General features: G+C 42.2%; 13 protein-coding genes. 11 read left to right on the top strand and 2 right to left on the bottom strand.

Annotated features, from left to right (window positions below; all coding sequences use genetic code 11):
- Positions 1-6: 6 nt before the first annotated feature.
- The 7 genes from wecB (at position 7) to galE (ending at position 8,043) form a co-directional block, all read left to right on the top strand.
- Entirely contained in the window at positions 7-1,137 is a 1,131-nt protein-coding gene (wecB, locus tag F993_RS03290; RefSeq protein WP_004656710.1) for a non-hydrolyzing UDP-N-acetylglucosamine 2-epimerase, read from the top strand.
- A 10-nt stretch (positions 1,138-1,147) separates the two neighbouring features.
- On the top strand, positions 1,148-2,326 hold the full coding sequence (locus F993_RS03295) for a glycosyltransferase family 4 protein (protein WP_004656708.1): 1,179 nt from the start codon (positions 1,148-1,150) through the stop codon (positions 2,324-2,326).
- 250 nt (positions 2,327-2,576) lie between these two features.
- Positions 2,577-3,194, top strand: coding sequence for a sugar transferase (locus F993_RS03300; protein ID WP_032812765.1), 618 nt, complete (start codon positions 2,577-2,579; stop codon positions 3,192-3,194).
- Positions 3,195-3,206: 12 nt separating this feature from the next.
- Positions 3,207-4,082, top strand: coding sequence for a UTP--glucose-1-phosphate uridylyltransferase GalU (gene galU / locus F993_RS03305; protein ID WP_004656704.1), 876 nt, complete (start codon positions 3,207-3,209; stop codon positions 4,080-4,082).
- Between the two features lie 16 nt (positions 4,083-4,098).
- A complete protein-coding gene (locus tag F993_RS03310; RefSeq protein ID WP_004656702.1) occupies positions 4,099-5,358 on the top strand; it encodes a nucleotide sugar dehydrogenase in 1,260 nt (419 codons plus the stop codon).
- Positions 5,359-5,360: 2 nt separating this feature from the next.
- The gene (pgi, locus tag F993_RS03315; RefSeq protein WP_004656699.1) at positions 5,361-7,034 is read left to right on the top strand and encodes a glucose-6-phosphate isomerase; all 1,674 of its coding nucleotides are present in this window, start codon (positions 5,361-5,363) and stop codon (positions 7,032-7,034) included.
- Positions 7,027-8,043, top strand: a complete 1,017-nt coding sequence (gene galE / locus F993_RS03320) for a UDP-glucose 4-epimerase GalE (RefSeq protein ID WP_004656697.1) — start codon at positions 7,027-7,029, stop codon at positions 8,041-8,043. The genes pgi and galE overlap by 8 nt, the downstream gene beginning before the upstream one ends.
- 52 nt (positions 8,044-8,095) lie before the next feature.
- Here the strand turns inward: galE and F993_RS03325 are convergent, their stop codons facing one another.
- Entirely contained in the window at positions 8,096-9,466 is a 1,371-nt protein-coding gene (locus F993_RS03325; RefSeq protein ID WP_004656695.1) for a phosphohexomutase domain-containing protein, read from the bottom strand.
- Positions 9,467-9,847: 381 nt separating this feature from the next.
- Here F993_RS03325 and lldP point away from each other — a divergent pair, with 381 nt between their 5' ends.
- The 4 genes from lldP to dld all read left to right on the top strand — a co-directional run bounded on the left by lldP (position 9,848) and on the right by dld (position 15,437).
- On the top strand, positions 9,848-11,515 hold the full coding sequence (gene lldP, locus F993_RS03330) for an L-lactate permease (RefSeq protein WP_171066016.1): 1,668 nt from the start codon (positions 9,848-9,850) through the stop codon (positions 11,513-11,515).
- A 19-nt stretch (positions 11,516-11,534) separates the two neighbouring features.
- Positions 11,535-12,287: a transcriptional regulator LldR gene (lldR, locus tag F993_RS03335; RefSeq protein WP_004656691.1), complete on the top strand. Its 753-nt coding sequence runs from the start codon at positions 11,535-11,537 to the stop codon at positions 12,285-12,287.
- Positions 12,284-13,435, top strand: a complete 1,152-nt coding sequence (gene lldD / locus F993_RS03340) for an FMN-dependent L-lactate dehydrogenase LldD (RefSeq protein WP_004656688.1) — start codon at positions 12,284-12,286, stop codon at positions 13,433-13,435. Before lldR ends, lldD begins: the two co-directional genes overlap by 4 nt.
- 295 nt (positions 13,436-13,730) lie before the next feature.
- Entirely contained in the window at positions 13,731-15,437 is a 1,707-nt protein-coding gene (gene dld, locus F993_RS03345; protein ID WP_004656685.1) for a D-lactate dehydrogenase, read from the top strand.
- 59 nt (positions 15,438-15,496) lie between these two features.
- On the opposite strand, the gene F993_RS03350 is transcribed toward dld, so the two are convergent.
- On the bottom strand, positions 15,497-16,711 hold the full coding sequence (locus F993_RS03350; protein ID WP_004656684.1) for an amino acid aminotransferase: 1,215 nt from the start codon (positions 16,709-16,711) through the stop codon (positions 15,497-15,499).
- Positions 16,712-17,129 lie beyond the last annotated feature (418 nt).

Raw genomic sequence — 17,129 nt, 5'->3', positions numbered from 1 at the left:
ATAGTTGTGAAGAAATTAAAATTAATGACAGTCGTAGGAACTCGCCCAGAGATTATTCGTTTATCTCGAGTAATGGCAGTATGTGATCAGTATTTTGATCACATTATTGTCCATACTGGACAAAACTATGATTATGAATTAAATGAAATATTTTTTAATGATTTAGGTATTCGAAAGCCCGATCACTTTTTAAATGCTGCTGGTGGATCTGGTGCGGAAACGATTGGCAACGTGATTATTGCAGTCGATAAGATTTTAGAGGAAGTGCAACCTGAAGCCTTATTGGTATTAGGAGATACGAACAGTTGTATGGCTGTTTTGCCAGCAAAACGTCGTAAAATACCTACTTTCCATATGGAGGCTGGTAATCGATGCTTTGATATGCGTGTGCCAGAGGAGATTAACCGTAGAATAGTTGATCATACTGCTGATATAAATCTAACGTATAGTACAATTGCCCGTGATTATTTGTTAGCGGAAGGCTTGCCTGCAGACTTGGTCATTAAAACAGGCAGTCCCATGTTTGAGGTGCTAAACCATTATAAAGACAAAATTGAAGCATCAGATATTCTTGAGCATTTGAATTTAAAAGAACATCAATACTTTATCGTAAGTGCACATCGTGAAGAGAATATTAACTCTGATCAAAATTTCATTGATTTGGTCAACACATTGAATGCTGTGGCAGAAAAATATCAATATCCCGTTATTGTTTCAACACATCCAAGAACACGAAAGCGTATTGAACAGCTTAATGTAGAATTTCATCCATTAATTCAGTTGTTAAAACCACTTGGCTTTAGTGATTATAACAAATTGCAGCTATCAGCTAAGGCTGCTTTATCTGATAGTGGAACGATCAGCGAAGAATCATCGATTTTGAATTTCCCTGCTTTAAATCTACGACAGGCACATGAACGTCCTGAGGGAATGGAAGAAGCTGCAGTGATGATGGTTGGATTGACACCTGAACGTATTTTACAAAGCTTAAATATTTTAGAAGATCAACCCCGTGGAAAAGATCGGCTTTTACGTTTAGTCGAAGATTATAGTATGCCCAATGTCAGTGAAAAGATTGTCCGTATCATTATGAGTTATACAGATTATGTAAATCGTATTGTTTGGAAAAAATACTGAGATTTTTAAGATGAAACAAAAGGTCTATCTAATCACTGAATATTATCATTCAAATCAAAATACAACAGGGTATCTCTTCGGTAAATTATATGAAGCTTTGAATGAGCAAGGTGATATAGACCTTACGTTGATAGCTAAAAAGGATGTAAATTGTCCTGAATATAGGAATGCTTATTATTTAAATGCTAAGGAGCCAAATAAGAACAACCTACTAAAAAGGTTTTTTTATGAGCTATCTATTTCTTTCAGTTTTTTAATTCAAATCTTAAAAACAGTAAAAAAAGATAGTACAGTATTTACTGGGACTACACCAATATTCTTGCTTTTCGTCTTGTTTTTTGTAAAAAAACTATTTAATTTCAGATGGATATTGTTAGTCCATGATGTTTTTCCTGAAAATTTAGTAGCTGCTAATATTTTAAGAAAAGATCAAATACTATTTAAGTTTTCAAAAAAAGTTTTTGACAGAATCTATGCAGATGCAGATGAAATAATTGTAATTGGAAAAGATATGCAGGATCTGGTGTCTCGGAAAACCTGTAAAGATAATATTACAATTGTTCAAAACTGGATCGATTCATCCGATATAGGAGTAGAAGATAAGAAAAATAATAAAATTTTAAAAGAGCTGAATTGGCTAAATAATGAAAGCACAGTTTTCCAGTTTTTTGGAAATATTGGTCGTGTCCAAGGTGTTGACATTATTTTAAAAGCGATTCAAAAAATGGATTATCTACATTTGGCGAGATTTCTTTTTATAGGAGATGGTGCCTATGTAAATCAATTAAAAGAACAAATAGAAAAACTGAACTTACCCAATATTATTTATTATGGTGCTCTAGATCAAAAAGATAAAACGTCTGGCTTGAATGCTTGTGATATTGCATTGGTTACCCTAGCTGAAGGAATGCTGGGATTAGGTGTGCCGAGTAAAACGTATTTTTCTATGGCTGCAAATAAGCCTATTCTTGCGATTATGGAACCAGCTTCAGAAGTTTCTGATATGATTCAGACACATCATATTGGTTGGGTTGTACCCCCGAATTGTGTAGATGAGCTATCAAAGACTTTAGATGAAATTGTATTAGCCAAATGTCACTATAATTTAAGTTCCCCGCGAGATATATTAGATGAGTATTATTCTGAAAAAGTGGCTATGACTAAAATATTAAAGATAATTAGAAAATAACTTTTACGACGTGCAGATTTAGCTAGATTAACTAATTCGGAGTTTTATCTATAAATAGACTGCTCATAGTTTTGTAATTTCAAAGTGGAATATTCAAGTGTTAGCTGATAAAATCTGCTATTTCATTGGGTGTCTTGGATCAGTCAATATCACGGGGTGGCCAAGTTACAGGATTACCTGAGAAAAGAAAGGTTCGATGTAAATAAAGTAAATGAAAAATTATTTGAAATAATGGGTTTAAATGCTGAAAATGAAAAGACTTGTTGATATTGTTGTTGCATCAATAGCAATTCTGCTTCTTAGTCCTGTTTTTATTTTTGTTGCTTACAAAGTTCGTAAGCATTTAGGTTCACCTATCTTTTTTTGCCAAGAACGACCTGGAAAAAATGGCAAAATTTTTAAAATGATCAAATTTAGGTCAATGAAAAACGCATTAGACTCGCAAGGCAATTTTTTACCTGATGAACACCGTATTACGCCATTCGGTCAAAAATTGCGAGCAACGACACTAGATGAGATGCCTCAATTATTCAATGTATTAAAGGGTGACATGAGTATTGTTGGTCCTCGCCCACAATTGCCTGAATTTCTTGAATATTATACAGTCGATCAAATGCGTAGACATGAAGTCAAGCCTGGTATGACTGGGCTTGCACAGGTGAATGGACGAAATAATTTATCCTGGGAAGAAAAGTTCGATTTAGATGTTCAATATGTTGAAAAACATAACATGATATTAGATTTTAAGATCATGCTGAAGACCGTTGATGTTATGATGAAAAGAGAAGGGATTAATGCGCCAGACCAACAAGTCGGGGCAAGTCGTTTCACTGGTTCAGAGTCTCAATCTAGTTCTATTGTAAAGTAAAGATTTAAAAATATGATCAAAAAAGCAATTTTACCTGTCGCAGGTTTAGGTACACGTTTTTTACCAGCGAGTAAATCTATTCCGAAGGAAATGGTGACCGTTGTAGACCGTCCAGCGATTGAATATGTAGTGCGTGAGGCGGTTGAGGCGGGTATTGAGCAAATTATTTTGGTTACACATTCCTCTAAAGCCTCGATTGAGAACTATTTTGATCGTAATTTTGAACTTGAAACAACTTTAGAACAAAAAAAGAAATTTGATTTACTTAAAGAAATTACCGATATTTTACCTAAGCATGTCAGTGTGATCAGTGTGCGCCAACCACAACCACTTGGACTTGGTCATGCGGTGTTGTGTGCGAAGGATATTGTCGGTGATGAAGCTTTTGCGGTGTTATTGCCAGATGTTTTAGTTAAAAACCGGACCGATGAGAATGATTTATCTCTGATGATTCAACGTTTTGAACAATCGCAAGCAGCGCAGATCATGGTAGAAGCAGTTCCTGAGAATCTGGTCGATCAATATGGTATTGTAGATGTCGCAGTTTCACCGAATGAAGGTGAAAGCGTTTTGATGCAGGGAATCGTTGAAAAACCTGCGGTGGGTACAGCACCTTCAAACTTATCTGTGGTGGGTCGTTATATTTTACCAGCTCATATCATGGCGCTTTTAGAAAATACCCCACGTGGAGCTGGCAACGAAATTCAGCTGACCGATGCGATTTCAGCATTGCAACAAACTGAAGCTGTTGAAGCATATCGTATGAATGGGCAAACCTTTGATTGCGGCAGTAAGTTAGGTTATCTGAAAGCCGTATTACACTATGGTATTGAGCATCCAAAATTGGGCGCAGATTTTAAGGGTTTAATTCGAGAATTAGCCCTCTAATTTAGGGCATGTGGTTATGAAAGTCGCAATCTTTGGCAATACTTTATATGCAGGCGTGATGTCTGCATTATTGTCTGAATCTGGGCATTTTGTATATTGGTGTTCACATCTCACCCCAAGTGCAGATGGTCAGCAATATTATTTTCATGATGAAAATGTCAGTCATTTACTTGAAAAACAACTCAGTAGTGGATTTTTGATTTATCGTGAATTAGATGCTATTCCTTTAGATATTGATGCCTACCTATTTAGTTTTAATCAAACCCAAGAACAACAAGTTTTTCAACTGTTAGCGTCGCTAAAACAGCGTCCGATTATTCATCCTAAACTGATGATCAATGCATCCACCTTTGGTTTACATGGGACTGAGCATTTTCAACAAATTCTTTCTGAAGATGACTGGGTTTATTTACCAGATACCATTCAAGAGGGGAATGCCCTACATAGTTTGACCCAAGCTAAGCAGCTGATCGTAGGATGTACTCAAACTGATGTTCAGCTCAAAATAAAAGAATTGCTGCGACCTTTTTTCCCTTTGGCACAGCAATATCTATTTATGCCGATTTTAGATGCTGAGTTTACTAAACTCAGTATTTCAGGCATGTTGGCGACACGGATTAGCTATATCAATGATTTGGCTGTGGTCGCTGAGAAACTTGGGATTGATATTGCTTCGGTGCGTCAAGGCATGGCAGCGGATAACCGCATTGGTTCAGCCTACTTGGCACCTGGCGCTGGTTTTGGTGGTGAAAATTTTTCTCATGATATTTTGACGCTTTCCAATACGGTTGCAAATACTGGGGTGAAAAGCCAATTGCTGAGTCAGGTTTGGGAAATTAATGAACAACAGAAAGAAATCCTGTTTCGTAAATTCTGGAATTATTACCATGGTGACTTACAGGGTAAATCTGTTGCAATTTGGGGAGCTTCTTTTAAAGAGAATACCTCAAGTATTCAGCAATCACCGATTCACCAAATGCTCGCAGCACTTTGGGCTCAAGGTGTAACGGTTCATCTACATGATCCGCAAGCCTTAGATGAAATCAAACTGATGTATGGGCAACGTGACGACTTAATTCTTTGTGAAGATCAGTACGATGCGGTTAAAAATGTCCATGGTTTGTGCGTACTGACGGCATGGAAACAATATTGGAGTCCAGAATTTAAACAGCTCGAACAATTGATGGCACACCCTTTAATTCTGGACGGCCGCAATATTTATGATCCAGACTATGTCAAAGCACAAGGCTTTGCATATATGGGGGTGGGGCGTTAAAGATGATCAAGCAGATTCAGCCTTTTGCAGTAAAAGAACAGGCTTCCGTCGTGGAGCATCTGTCATCTTTACAACAGCAATTTAAAGATACTCATCTAAATACATTATTTGCAGCAGATCCTGCACGCTTTAAACGTTTTTCGGTTGAGTATGACCAAATTGTTTTGGACTTCAGTAAGCATCGTATTGATCAAAAAATTTTAAATGGCTTAGTGGACTTAGCACAGGCACAAAATTTAAAACAATGGATTAAAACCTTATTTTCATCTGAACAGATTAACTATACTGAACATCGTGCAGCAATGCATTGGGCTCTACGTTTGCCACAATCGAGTCCAGACTTTACTGATATCAATCAGCTGGTACAGCAACAGTTGGAACGTATGTATGCCTTAGTGGATAAAATCCATGCAGGGCAGTATCGTGGTGCGACAGGTGAGGTGATTCAGGATGTGGTGAATATTGGTGTGGGAGGCTCTGATCTCGGTCCCCTCATGGTGACACATGCACTATCCGACTTTAAGATCGCGACTACAAAACCTTTAGATGTACATTTTGTTTCGACGATGGATGGCAGCCAGTTATCTGAGCTATTGCATCAACTCCGTCCTGAAACAACTTTATTTATTATCTCGTCAAAATCATTTGGTACCATTGATACACTTTCCAATGCACAAACCGTGCGTCAATGGTTAGAAAAGGCATTGGGGAATAATGACAAGATTCTGCAAAATCATTTTATCGGGGTCTCGACCAAGCCGGAAAAAATGACAGAGTGGGGCATTGCCGCTGATAAACAGCTGTTGCTGTGGGATTGGGTCGGTGGTCGTTATTCGCTGTGGTCTTGTATAGGGTTACCAATCGCACTAACCATTGGGGTTGAGGCATTTAAGCAACTGTTAGCAGGTGCTTATGCGATTGACCAGCATTTTCAATCCGCACCATTTCAGCAGAATATTCCTGTTTTGATGGGGCTTTTAGGCGCTTGGAATAATAATTTTCTGGATATCCAGACCCATGCAGTCTTGCCCTATGATGGCCGTCTCAAATATTTTGCAGCTTATTTGCAGCAGCTTGAAATGGAATCCAATGGTAAATCAATTCAACGCAACGGGGAAAAGGTTGGTTCCGCGACTTGTCCAATTGTGTGGGGTGAGGTTGGACCTAACGCGCAGCATGCCTTTTATCAATTGCTACATCAAGGCACACATTCGGTCAGCTGTGATTTTATTGCCCCTGTGAAACGTTATAATGCCAATCAATTTACCTATGCTGAAAGTGCGGAAGCCTTGGCGGAACAGCATCATTTGGCTTTATCCAACTGTTTGGCGCAGTCGCGTCTATTGGCTTTTGGTAATCAAGCATTGACAGCAGATGAACTTGAAGATTTACCTGCCTATAAACAATACGAAGGTAATCAACCGAGTTCGACGATTTTACTCAAAGAGCTGAATCCTTATAGCTTAGGGATGTTGATTGCGATGTATGAGCATAAGGTATTTGTGCAGTCTGTGTTATGGAATATTAACCCCTTTGATCAATGGGGGGTTGAAAAAGGCAAAGAGATTGCCAATCAACTGTTACCGATTTTAAATCGTGAGCAAGAGGATCTATCAAGTTTTGATACATCGACGCAAGGTTTGTTGAAAATATTGTTAGGAAAAATAGATGGCTAAAATTTTAGTCACAGGTGGTGCGGGTTATATCGGTTCGCATACCTGTTTAGAATTGCTCAATGCAGGCCATGAAGTTATTGTATTTGATAACCTTTCTAATAGTTCTGAAGAGGCTTTGTATCGGGTACAAAAGCTGACAAATAAATCGCTAGTTTTTGTGCAAGGGGATATCCGTAATCAAGTCGAGTTAGACCAAGCCTTTCAAGATCATCAGATTGATGCGGTAATTCATTTCGCAGGTTTAAAAGCGGTAGGTGAGAGTCAGCAAGTTCCTTTGGCTTATTTTGATCATAACATTGCTGGCAGTGTTCAGTTGCTCAAGTCAATGGAGAAAGTGGGTGTATTTACCTTGGCCTTTAGCTCCTCTGCTACTGTGTATGGGGAGTTGAATCCATCTCCTTATCAGGAAGAGATGCCATTGAGTTTGCCAAATAATAATTATGGTTATACCAAACTGATTGTTGAGCAAATGCTACAAAAATTGGCACAAGCAGATACACGCTGGTCAATTGCTTTACTGCGCTATTTTAATCCTGTCGGTGCACATAAAAGCGGACAAATAGGTGAAGACCCGCAGGGGATTCCTAATAACTTAATGCCTTATGTCACTCAAGTGGCTGTAGGACGGCGTGAAAAACTATCTATTTTTGGCAATGACTATCCAACCAAAGATGGCACTTGCGAGCGGGACTTTATCCATGTAGTGGATTTAGCTAAAGCTCATGTGCTTGCGGTCACCAATCGTTTAAATAATCGAGGGTGTCGGGCTTGGAATATTGGGACTGGTTCTCCAATTTCAGTTTTACAGATTAAAGAAACTTTTGAGAGTATAAATGGCATTTCAATTCCTACAGAGTTTGTAGACCGAAGAGCAGGCGATTTAGCAGCTTTTTATGCAGATGCTTCCCGTGCAAAAAATGAGTTGGGGTGGCAACCCCAATATACTTTGGAAGATATGTTGGCAGACAGTTGGAATTGGCAGAAGCAGAATCCCAACGGCTTTAACTGAATAGAACAGCAATAAAAAAAGGAGCGATACGCTCCTTTTTTATTGGACTGAATTAATCCTGAATCAAAGCCGTTAATTCATCGACATAATGTTGCATCGGTTGCGGGTTTTGATCGGCACGGCTTTCAATATTTAAACGCAGTAAAGGCTCTGTATTCGAAGCACGAACATTTAAACGCCATGCGCCAAAATCAAGGCTGACACCATCGGTACGGTCCACTTGCGGATTTTGATCGGCATAATGCTCAAAGATTTTTTGTACCGTCGCTTGGGTGTCTGCGACTTTAAAGTTGATTTCACCACTACATGGGAATTTGGCAATCATGTTTTCAACCAGTGTTGAAAGCGATTGACCTGTTTCTGACAGTAGCGCAATGGTCAGTAACCACGGAATCATCCCGCTGTCACAATAGGCAAAATCACGGAAATAATGATGGGCGCTCATTTCGCCGCCGTACACCGCATTGTGTTCACGCATCACGTCTTTAATAAAGGCATGGCCTGATTTTGACTGCACCGCGACGCCTTGATATTGATCGACGATATCAAAGGTATTCCAGACCAGACGTGGGTCATGCACAATCTTTTCACCTGATTGTTTGATCAGGAAGGCCTGTGCCAATAAGCCAACGATGTAATAACCTTCGATAAACTGGCCTTTTTCATCAAACAGGAAGCAACGGTCAAAGTCGCCATCCCAGGCAATGCCCATATCAGCGTGATGCTGCAGTACAGCATCACGGGTGCTGTCACGGTTTTCAATCAGGATTGGATTCGGAATACCATTCGGGAAGCTGCCATCTGCTTCATGGTGAATTTTAATAAATTCCACAGGGATGTTGAGTTGTTGGAATTTTTGTTCGATGGCATCAATCACATGACCTGCTGCGCCGTTCCCTGCATTGACCACCAATTTGAGTGGTTTAATTTTTTGTGGGTCAATATAAGTGAGCAGGTGATCCACGAATTCAGGCAAAATATTGTAGTTTTGGGTGGTGCCTTTATTCGCTACCTCATTGAATTGTCCTGATTCAGCCAGCGCCTGAATTTCTTTTAAGCCGGTTTCCGCACTGATGGGACGTGCATTTTCACGCACCAATTTCATCCCGTTGTAATCCATTGGGTTGTGGCTGGCAGTCACTTCGATTCCGCCTTGTACATCCAGATGGAAGGCAGCGAAATAGACTTCTTCTGTCCCAGTCATACCCAAATCAAGTACATTGACACCTGCATCATTCAAGCCTCGAATCGTCGCCTGTTTTAAGCCTTCGCTGCTTAAACGGATATCACAACCGATCACCACAGTTTTTGGTTGATAGATTTGTCCATAGGCACGACCAATGTTATAGGCAATCTCTTCATTGAGTTCTGTGCCGAGTTTGCCGCGAATATCGTAGGCTTTAAAGCAAGTCAGTTGAGTCATATTGTTCAATTCATAGTGATGTGATTTGAGTTGTGAACAGATTATACAGATATAGATAAAAAGTCATATTTATAGTTTTATCTTCAGCGATTGGTGACCTAAACCACGCAAATTGAATATTGGCCTGAAATTTTTCATCAGACTTTAGTCGAATGCTAAAAGCGCACATAAACAGAAAAGGATTGATTTATTTTAATTATTATTGGTCATACCAATTATAACGATGATGGTGGGGTTGCTCCTTGGAATTCATATAATTAAGATGCATAAAGATTGCAAATGGATAATATTTGCTGGTTTGGTGAATATTGGTCATACCAATATAAAAAGATTCGTTCAAGATCGAAGTGAAAACAAAATGACGCCCAGCATTTCAAGGAGATGAGAATGCTAAATGTGTGGCAACAAATTTATGATCCTTTCAATAATATCTGGCTATCCAGTGCGGTGGCGCTGATCCCGATTATTTTCTTCTTTTTGGCGTTGGCGGTATTTCGTTTAAAAGGCAGTGTGGCAGGGACCTGTACCGTCATTATTGCCTTACTGATTGCTTTATTCTTTTATCAGATGCCAGCTGAAATGGCATTTGCTTCGGTGATTTATGGCTTTTTTTACGGCTTATGGCCGATTTCCTGGATTATTATCGGTGCGGTGTTTCTGTATAAAATTTCCGTGAAAACCGGGCAGTTTGATGTCATTCGTTCCAGTATTTTATCGATTACCGAAGACCAGCGATTACAGATGCTCTTGGTTGGTTTTGCCTTTGGGACCTTTCTGGAAGGTGCCGCAGGTTTTGGTGCGCCTGTTGCGATTACCGCAGCCCTGTTGGTGGGATTGGGCTTTAAGCCGCTTTATGCTGCGGGACTCTGCTTGATCGTCAATACTGCGCCTGTGGCTTTTGGTGCAATGGGGATTCCGATTATTGTGGCGGGGCAGGTTTCGGGTGTCGAGACTATGGAAATCAGCCAGATGGTGGGTCGCCAGTTACCTTTCTTAACCCTTATTGTGCTGTTCTGGATCATGGCGATTATGGATGGCTGGCGCGGGGTAAAAGAGACCTGGCCGGCGGTACTGGTCGGTGGTAGTGCTTTTGCAATCGCGCAATATCTAACCTCTAATTTTCTGGGGCCCGAGCTACCGGATATTACGGCATCAATTGCTTCACTGGTCAGCCTGACCTTACTGTTCCGCGTCTGGAAACCAAAGCATATTTTCCGTTTTGAGGGGGTAGAGCCACAAAATACAAGCTCAGCAGCGCATACGCCACAACGCTATAGCATCGCACAGATTGCCAAAGCATGGTCGCCGTTTATGATTTTAACCGTGATGGTGACCATCTGGAGTGTTCAACCGTTTAAAGCCTTGTTTAGCAAAGACGGTGCCTTAGCGGACTGGATGGTTAAAATTGAAGTGCCGTATCTGCATAAGCTGGTGGAAAAAATGGCGCCGATTGTGCCTGAAACCACGGCTTATGAAGCGATCTATAAATTTGACTGGTTCTCTGCTACAGGGACCGCGATTTTCATTGCCGCCCTCATCACCATCATTTTCCTGAAAATGAAAACCCGTGACGCGGTTAGTACCTTTGGCGAAACACTGAATGAATTAAAAACCCCGATTTATTCGATTGGTATGGTGTTGGCATTTGCCTTTATTGCCAATTACTCCGGTCTATCTGCGACCCTGGCTTTGGCATTATCGCATACCGATCATGCCTTTACCTTCTTCTCACCATTCCTAGGCTGGCTTGGTGTCTTCCTGACGGGTTCGGATACCTCATCCAATGCCTTGTTTTCGGCTTTACAAGCGACCACAGCCCAGCAAATCGGGATTCCAGAAGTATTGCTGGTGGCGGCCAATACCAGTGGTGGGGTAACGGGCAAGATGATTTCACCACAGTCGATTGCGATTGCCTGTGCCGCGGTGGGCCTGGTGGGGAAAGAATCAGACCTGTTCCGTTTCACGGTAAAACATAGCATCATATTTACAGTCTTTGTTGGCATCATCGTCACGGTTCAGGCTTATCTGCTGCCGTGGATGATTCCATAACGCTACTCAAGGAAATGTGATGAGAATCTCCGATCAAGTGGTCATGAAATTACAGGCACTCATTGAGCAACGCCAGATGAAACAAGGCGATCGTTTGCCCGCCGAGCGTCAGCTTGCGACCAGTTTGGGGGTCTCTCGTCCATCCTTACGTGAAGCGATCCAGCAATTGAATAGTCAGGGCGTGCTCAGTAGCCGCCGTGGTGACGGGACTTACATTCAACAACTACCTGCTCAATGGTCACAACAGTTGATTGTGAATCCGATCAGTAACCTGATTGAAGAAGATCCATTGTACCGTTTTGATGTGCAAGAAGCCCGTTTGTTGCTGGAAGGCGGCACCGCATGGTATGCGGCATTACGCTCAACCGCTGAAGATCGCGCCAAAATCCATCATTATTTTGATGAGATTAGCCGCCATCAGAATGCTGGGGATTCGGCTCAGGCGGCAGTGGCGGATGCTGAATTCCACTTAGCGATTGCTGAGGCCTCACACAATATTGTGCTGATCCAGATGATGCGTGGCTTGTTTGACCTGTTGCAATACAACGTCTTACTGGGACGCAAGAAAGTTTATAACGATCCTGTCAATGGTGACTTGCTCAGTGAGCAGCATTTTCAGGTAATGGATGCGATTGATCGTAAAGATCCCGAAGCTGCACGCCAGGCGGTGTGTGGTCATATTGAATTTGTGATTAATCATGTACGTGCTCTGGATGATGATGAAGCTCGCCAGAAACGTGCAACACGTTTAAGTAGAGTTGACTCAAAATGATTATTTCTTCTGGCAATGATTATCGTGCTGCGGCACAACGTCGTTTACCGCCATTTTTATTTCACTATATTGATGGGGGCGCCTACTCGGAATACACCTTAAAACGCAATGTACAGGACCTGTCTGAAATTGCCTTACGCCAGCGGGTGCTGAACGACATGTCGGCATTGAGTCTGGAAACCAGACTGTTTAACGAAACCTTGTCCATGCCAGTGGCTTTGGCCCCTGTCGGTTTAACCGGTATGTATGCACGTCGTGGTGAAGTGCAAGCGGCGGTGGCAGCGGATAAAAAAGGTATTCCATTTACCTTGTCGACGGTTTCGGTTTGTCCGATCGAAGAAGTGGCACCTGCAATCAATCGCCCAATGTGGTTCCAGCTCTATGTGTTGCGTGATCGTGGCTTTATGCGCAATGCCTTGGAACGTGCCAAGGCAGCAGGGTGTTCAACACTGGTGTTTACTGTGGATATGCCGGTACCGGGTGCACGCTATCGTGATGCACATTCAGGCATGAGTGGCCCCAATGCGGCGATGCGTCGTTATCTGCAATCGATGTTGCATCCGCATTGGGCATGGAATGTTGGGATGTGTGGCCGTCCGCATGACTTGGGCAATATCTCAAAATATCTGGGTAAACCGACTGGGCTTGAAGACTATATCGGCTGGTTAGGTTCTAATTTCGATCCATCGATTTCATGGAAAGATCTGGAGTGGATTCGTGAGTTTTGGGATGGCCCGATGGTGATCAAGGGCATTCTTGATCCTGAAGATGCCAAAGATGCAGTACGTTTTGGTGCCGATGGCATCGTGGTGTCAAATCATGGTGGTCGTCAGTTGGATGGGGTGATGTCTTCTGCGCGAGCTTTGCCTGCGATTGCCGATGCGGTGAAGGGTGATCTGGCGATTTTGGCAGACTCTGGCATTCGTAATGGTCTGGATGTGGTGCGCATGTTGGCCTTGGGTGCGGATACGGTGTTATTGGGCCGTGCCTTTGTGTATGCCTTGGCAGCAGCAGGCGGGCAAGGGGTATCAAACTTGCTGGATTTGATTGAGAAGGAAATGCGGGTGGCAATGACGTTGACGGGTGCCAAGTCGATTCAGGAGATTAATGCAGATTGTTTGGTACAAGCCATTAAACAAGGTTTTTAAGAATAATTTGCTCAGTGATGCAGTAGGCACTGCCTCATCATTGGGTGACTTGCGTGTTTCTAGTGTAGAGGCGTTTGTCACTTTTGAAAGGTCAAAAGTAACCAAAAACCTTTTGTTGAGCAAACCGTACCTCCCTGTACGGTTGCTCAACAGGCGGCATCCTTGCCGCCAACCGCGATAGCAAATAAAAGGCTGATTCAAATTGAAGAATGAGCTACTCAAATGATAAATGACAAACAGTAAGACTCCGTCGTGTTGGTCTAGTTTTATAAATTGATAATTCAAAGGAGCCATCATGCAAACATTTTCTCCCCAAGTGGTGATTGATCGTTTACAGCAGATTGTTGGACGTCAGCATGTACTGAGTGATGATCAAAGTACACGGCAGTATCGTCAAGGTCGTCGTTTTGGTGAAGGCAAAGTCTTTGCGGTGGTGATCCCTGGGACCTTGCTGGAACAGTGGCAGGTGCTGCAAGCGGCGATTGAAGCAGACTGTATCGTCATCATGCAAGCGGCTAATACGGGGCTGACGGGTGGCTCAACCCCCTATGGCGATGATTATGACCGTCCTGTGTTGGTGATGAGTACACGCCGTTTAAAAGGGATTCAGGTGATTCATGAGGGTAAGCAGGTGATTTGTTTACCGGGGGCGACCTTGGACAATCTGGAGCAGATACTGAAAGGCTATGATCGTGAGCCACATTCGGTGATTGGTTCTTCCTGTATTGGTGCTTCGGTATTGGGCGGGGTCTGTAACAATTCAGGCGGTGCTTTGGTACGTCGTGGCCCTGCCTATACTGAACTGGCACTATACGCGCAGGTGAATGCCCAAGGTCAGTTGGAATTGGTCAATCATCTGGGTGTGAACTTAGGCTCAAGCCCAGAAGAAATCCTGACCCGTTTAGAGCAGCAGCGATACCAAGCGGCAGATATTTTAGATGATGCTGAAAAGCAAGCATCCGATCAACATTATGCGCAAGATGTCACGCAAGTCGATGCTGATAGTCCTGCACGTTTTAATGCTGATCCATCACGTCTGTATGAAGCCTCGGGTTCGGCAGGGAAAGTTTGCGTATTTGCAGTACGTCTCGATACCTATGAGAAGGTGGAGAGCAGTGTCTTTTATATTGGCAGCAATGATGCCGACGACTTGACCGCGATTCGTCGTTATTTACTCACGTCATTGCCAAGCCTGCCGATTGCAGGGGAATACATCCATCGTGATGCGTATCATATTGGTGAAAAATACGGCAAAGATACCTTCCTGTTTATTGAAAAATTTGGCACAGCCAATGTACCTAAGGCCTTTGCACTCAAGGATAAGGTCGATGGTTTTTTAGAAAAATTTAAAATCAAAGGGCTGACTGATCATCTTTTACAAGCGATCACGGCCTTGTTGCCGAGTCATTTACCGAAACGGATGACCGAATATCGTGATCGTTATGAACATCATTTGATGTTACGCGTTGAAAACAATTGCAAAGCCCAGACCGAGCAATTTTTACAAGATTATTTTGCGGTACATGCTTCGGGCAATTTTTTTCTTTGTGATGCGGAGGAAGGACGTAAAGCCTTTTTGCATCGTTTTGCAGTGGCAGGTGCAGCAATTCGTTATCGTGATACCCATCGGGATGAGGTAGAAGATATTGTGGCTCTCGATATTGCATTACGTCGCAATGACCGTGAATGGGTTGAACAATTGCCTGTGGAAATGGAACAGCAGATCATTCATAAGCTTTATTATGGGCACTTTTTCTGTCATGTGTTTCATCAGGATTACATTCTTAAAAAGGGCAACAATCCTTTAGCGATGGAACATCAGATGTGGCAGTTGCTGGATGCGCGCCGTGCTGAATATCCTGCCGAGCATAATGTTGGGCATCTGTATATTGCCAAGCCTGCACTGGCCAATTTCTACCAGAAACTTGATCCGAATAATTGTTTTAATGTCGGGATCGGACAGACTTCTAAATTGAAGTATTGGGGCAAGTCCAAGTCCTGACTTTAAATAAAACAGGCAATAAAAAAGGCGCTTCAAGCGCCTTTTTTATGCGTGATAACTTAAGCGGTTGCAGCAGATTTTGCTAAAACTTCAGCCACTGCTTTGGCAACTTTGTATACGTTGTTCATGTTCAGACCTGCAACACAGATACGGCCACTGCGTACCAAGTAGATTGCATATTCTTCACGAAGAATGTCCACTTGCTCAGCGGTTAAACCAGTGTAGCTGAACATGCCTTTTTGATTCACAAGGTAGCTAAAGTCACGTTCAGGAAGGGCTTTAGTTAGCTCATCTTTTAAGATGCTACGCATTTTGATAATACGCTCACGCATCTCTTTGACTTCGCTTTGCCATTGTTGGTTGAGATCAGCGTCATTTAACACTTGATCAACCAACCATGCACCTGTTGTTGGTGGGCTAGAATAGATACGACGTACCGTTGCTTTCAACTGACCGAATGTGCATTTTGCTGCTTCAGCATCGTCACACACGAAAGTCAAACCACCAACACGCTCGCCGTAAAGTGAGAAGATTTTTGAGAATGAATTGCTGACAATAAAGTTTAGACCTGCTTGGTCTAAGGCACGAATAGCGTAGGCATCTTGTTCCATACCATCACCAAAACCTTGATACGCGATGTCGAGGAACGGAATCAGGTTACGTTCTTTTAATACCACAATCACTTGATCCCATTGTGCAGGGTTCAAGTCTGCACCTGTTGGGTTATGGCAGCATGGGTGCAATAACACAATGCTTTGTTCTGGCAATGTTTTCAGCGTAGACAACATCCCATCAAAATCAACGCCACGTGTTTCAGCATCGAAGTACGGGTAGAAGTTGCTCTTGATACCTGCACCGTTGAAGATCGCAACGTGGTTATCCCAAGTTGGCTGACTCACCCAAACTTCTGAATTTGGGAAGTAAGTTTTTAAGAAGTCTGCACCGACTTTTAATGCGCCAGAACCACCAAGCGTTTGAATCGTTGCAACACGACCTTGTTGAATTGCAGGGCTGTTTGCACCAAACAATAAGGCTTGAATCGCATCACGGTAAGGTTTGAAACCTTCCATTGGTAAATAAAGCTTGGTTTGCGTATTTTTAGGTGCAATACGTTTTTGCGCTTCGATAATGGTATCAAGCTGAGGAACGATACTGTCTTCGTTATAGTACAAACCAATACTGAGGTTTACCTTTTCAGCACGTGGATCAGCATTGAACTGTTCCATCAATGAAAGGATTGGATCGCCTGCATAAGGTGGGATATGTTGAAACATTAACAATGTCCTTTTCTTCAACAAAGTGCATACATAGATGTCTGGGGAGGTCGGCGCTTTAGAAGCGGAACCTTCGATGCCCAATAATGTATCAATAAAGACTGCATGAAGCACGCTGTTATTTACATTTTGGTGCAGTATTTACTTACAAAATTTGTCGCTACAAGCTGATTATAAAGATTGTCTACAATCAAGCTGTCATACCATGGTCGTAGCATGAACAGTCTAAGGCCGCTCAGTCGATCAAAGCTCAGGGTTGAGTGATGAATTGGATTATCATTAACCTGTTGTTTTATCTATTATTATATAAGATTTTTGGCAGTGTGTTGATCAGCCACTGAGTGATCACAATCACGTCGGATTGAAAGCACCAGTCTAATTTATTGTCGACAATCCTATTGCATTTTTTCTTTTATCT

This window comes from Acinetobacter proteolyticus (assembly GCF_000367945.1).
GTDB lineage: Bacteria > Pseudomonadota > Gammaproteobacteria > Pseudomonadales > Moraxellaceae > Acinetobacter > Acinetobacter proteolyticus.
The sequence above is the reverse complement of the archived record's forward strand: the minus strand, read 5'-3'. Positions and strand labels throughout refer to the sequence as shown.

What these genes read in the sequence shown, in the direction of transcription:
- F993_RS03295 (WP_004656708.1), top strand. Translation starts at nt 1,148, where the DNA reads ATGAAACAAAAGGTCTATCTAATCACTGAATATTATCATTCAAATCAA.
- F993_RS03300 (WP_032812765.1), top strand. Translation starts at nt 2,577, where the DNA reads ATGAAAAGACTTGTTGATATTGTTGTTGCATCAATAGCAATTCTGCTT.
- galU (WP_004656704.1), top strand. Translation starts at nt 3,207, where the DNA reads ATGATCAAAAAAGCAATTTTACCTGTCGCAGGTTTAGGTACACGTTTT.
- F993_RS03310 (WP_004656702.1), top strand. Translation starts at nt 4,099, where the DNA reads ATGAAAGTCGCAATCTTTGGCAATACTTTATATGCAGGCGTGATGTCT.
- pgi (WP_004656699.1), top strand. Translation starts at nt 5,361, where the DNA reads ATGATCAAGCAGATTCAGCCTTTTGCAGTAAAAGAACAGGCTTCCGTC.
- galE (WP_004656697.1), top strand. Translation starts at nt 7,027, where the DNA reads ATGGCTAAAATTTTAGTCACAGGTGGTGCGGGTTATATCGGTTCGCAT.
- F993_RS03325 (WP_004656695.1), bottom strand. Translation starts at nt 9,466, where the DNA reads ATGACTCAACTGACTTGCTTTAAAGCCTACGATATTCGCGGCAAACTC.
- lldP (WP_171066016.1), top strand. Translation starts at nt 9,848, where the DNA reads ATGAGAATGCTAAATGTGTGGCAACAAATTTATGATCCTTTCAATAAT.
- lldR (WP_004656691.1), top strand. Translation starts at nt 11,535, where the DNA reads ATGAGAATCTCCGATCAAGTGGTCATGAAATTACAGGCACTCATTGAG.
- lldD (WP_004656688.1), top strand. Translation starts at nt 12,284, where the DNA reads ATGATTATTTCTTCTGGCAATGATTATCGTGCTGCGGCACAACGTCGT.
- dld (WP_004656685.1), top strand. Translation starts at nt 13,731, where the DNA reads ATGCAAACATTTTCTCCCCAAGTGGTGATTGATCGTTTACAGCAGATT.
- F993_RS03350 (WP_004656684.1), bottom strand. Translation starts at nt 16,711, where the DNA reads ATGTTTCAACATATCCCACCTTATGCAGGCGATCCAATCCTTTCATTG.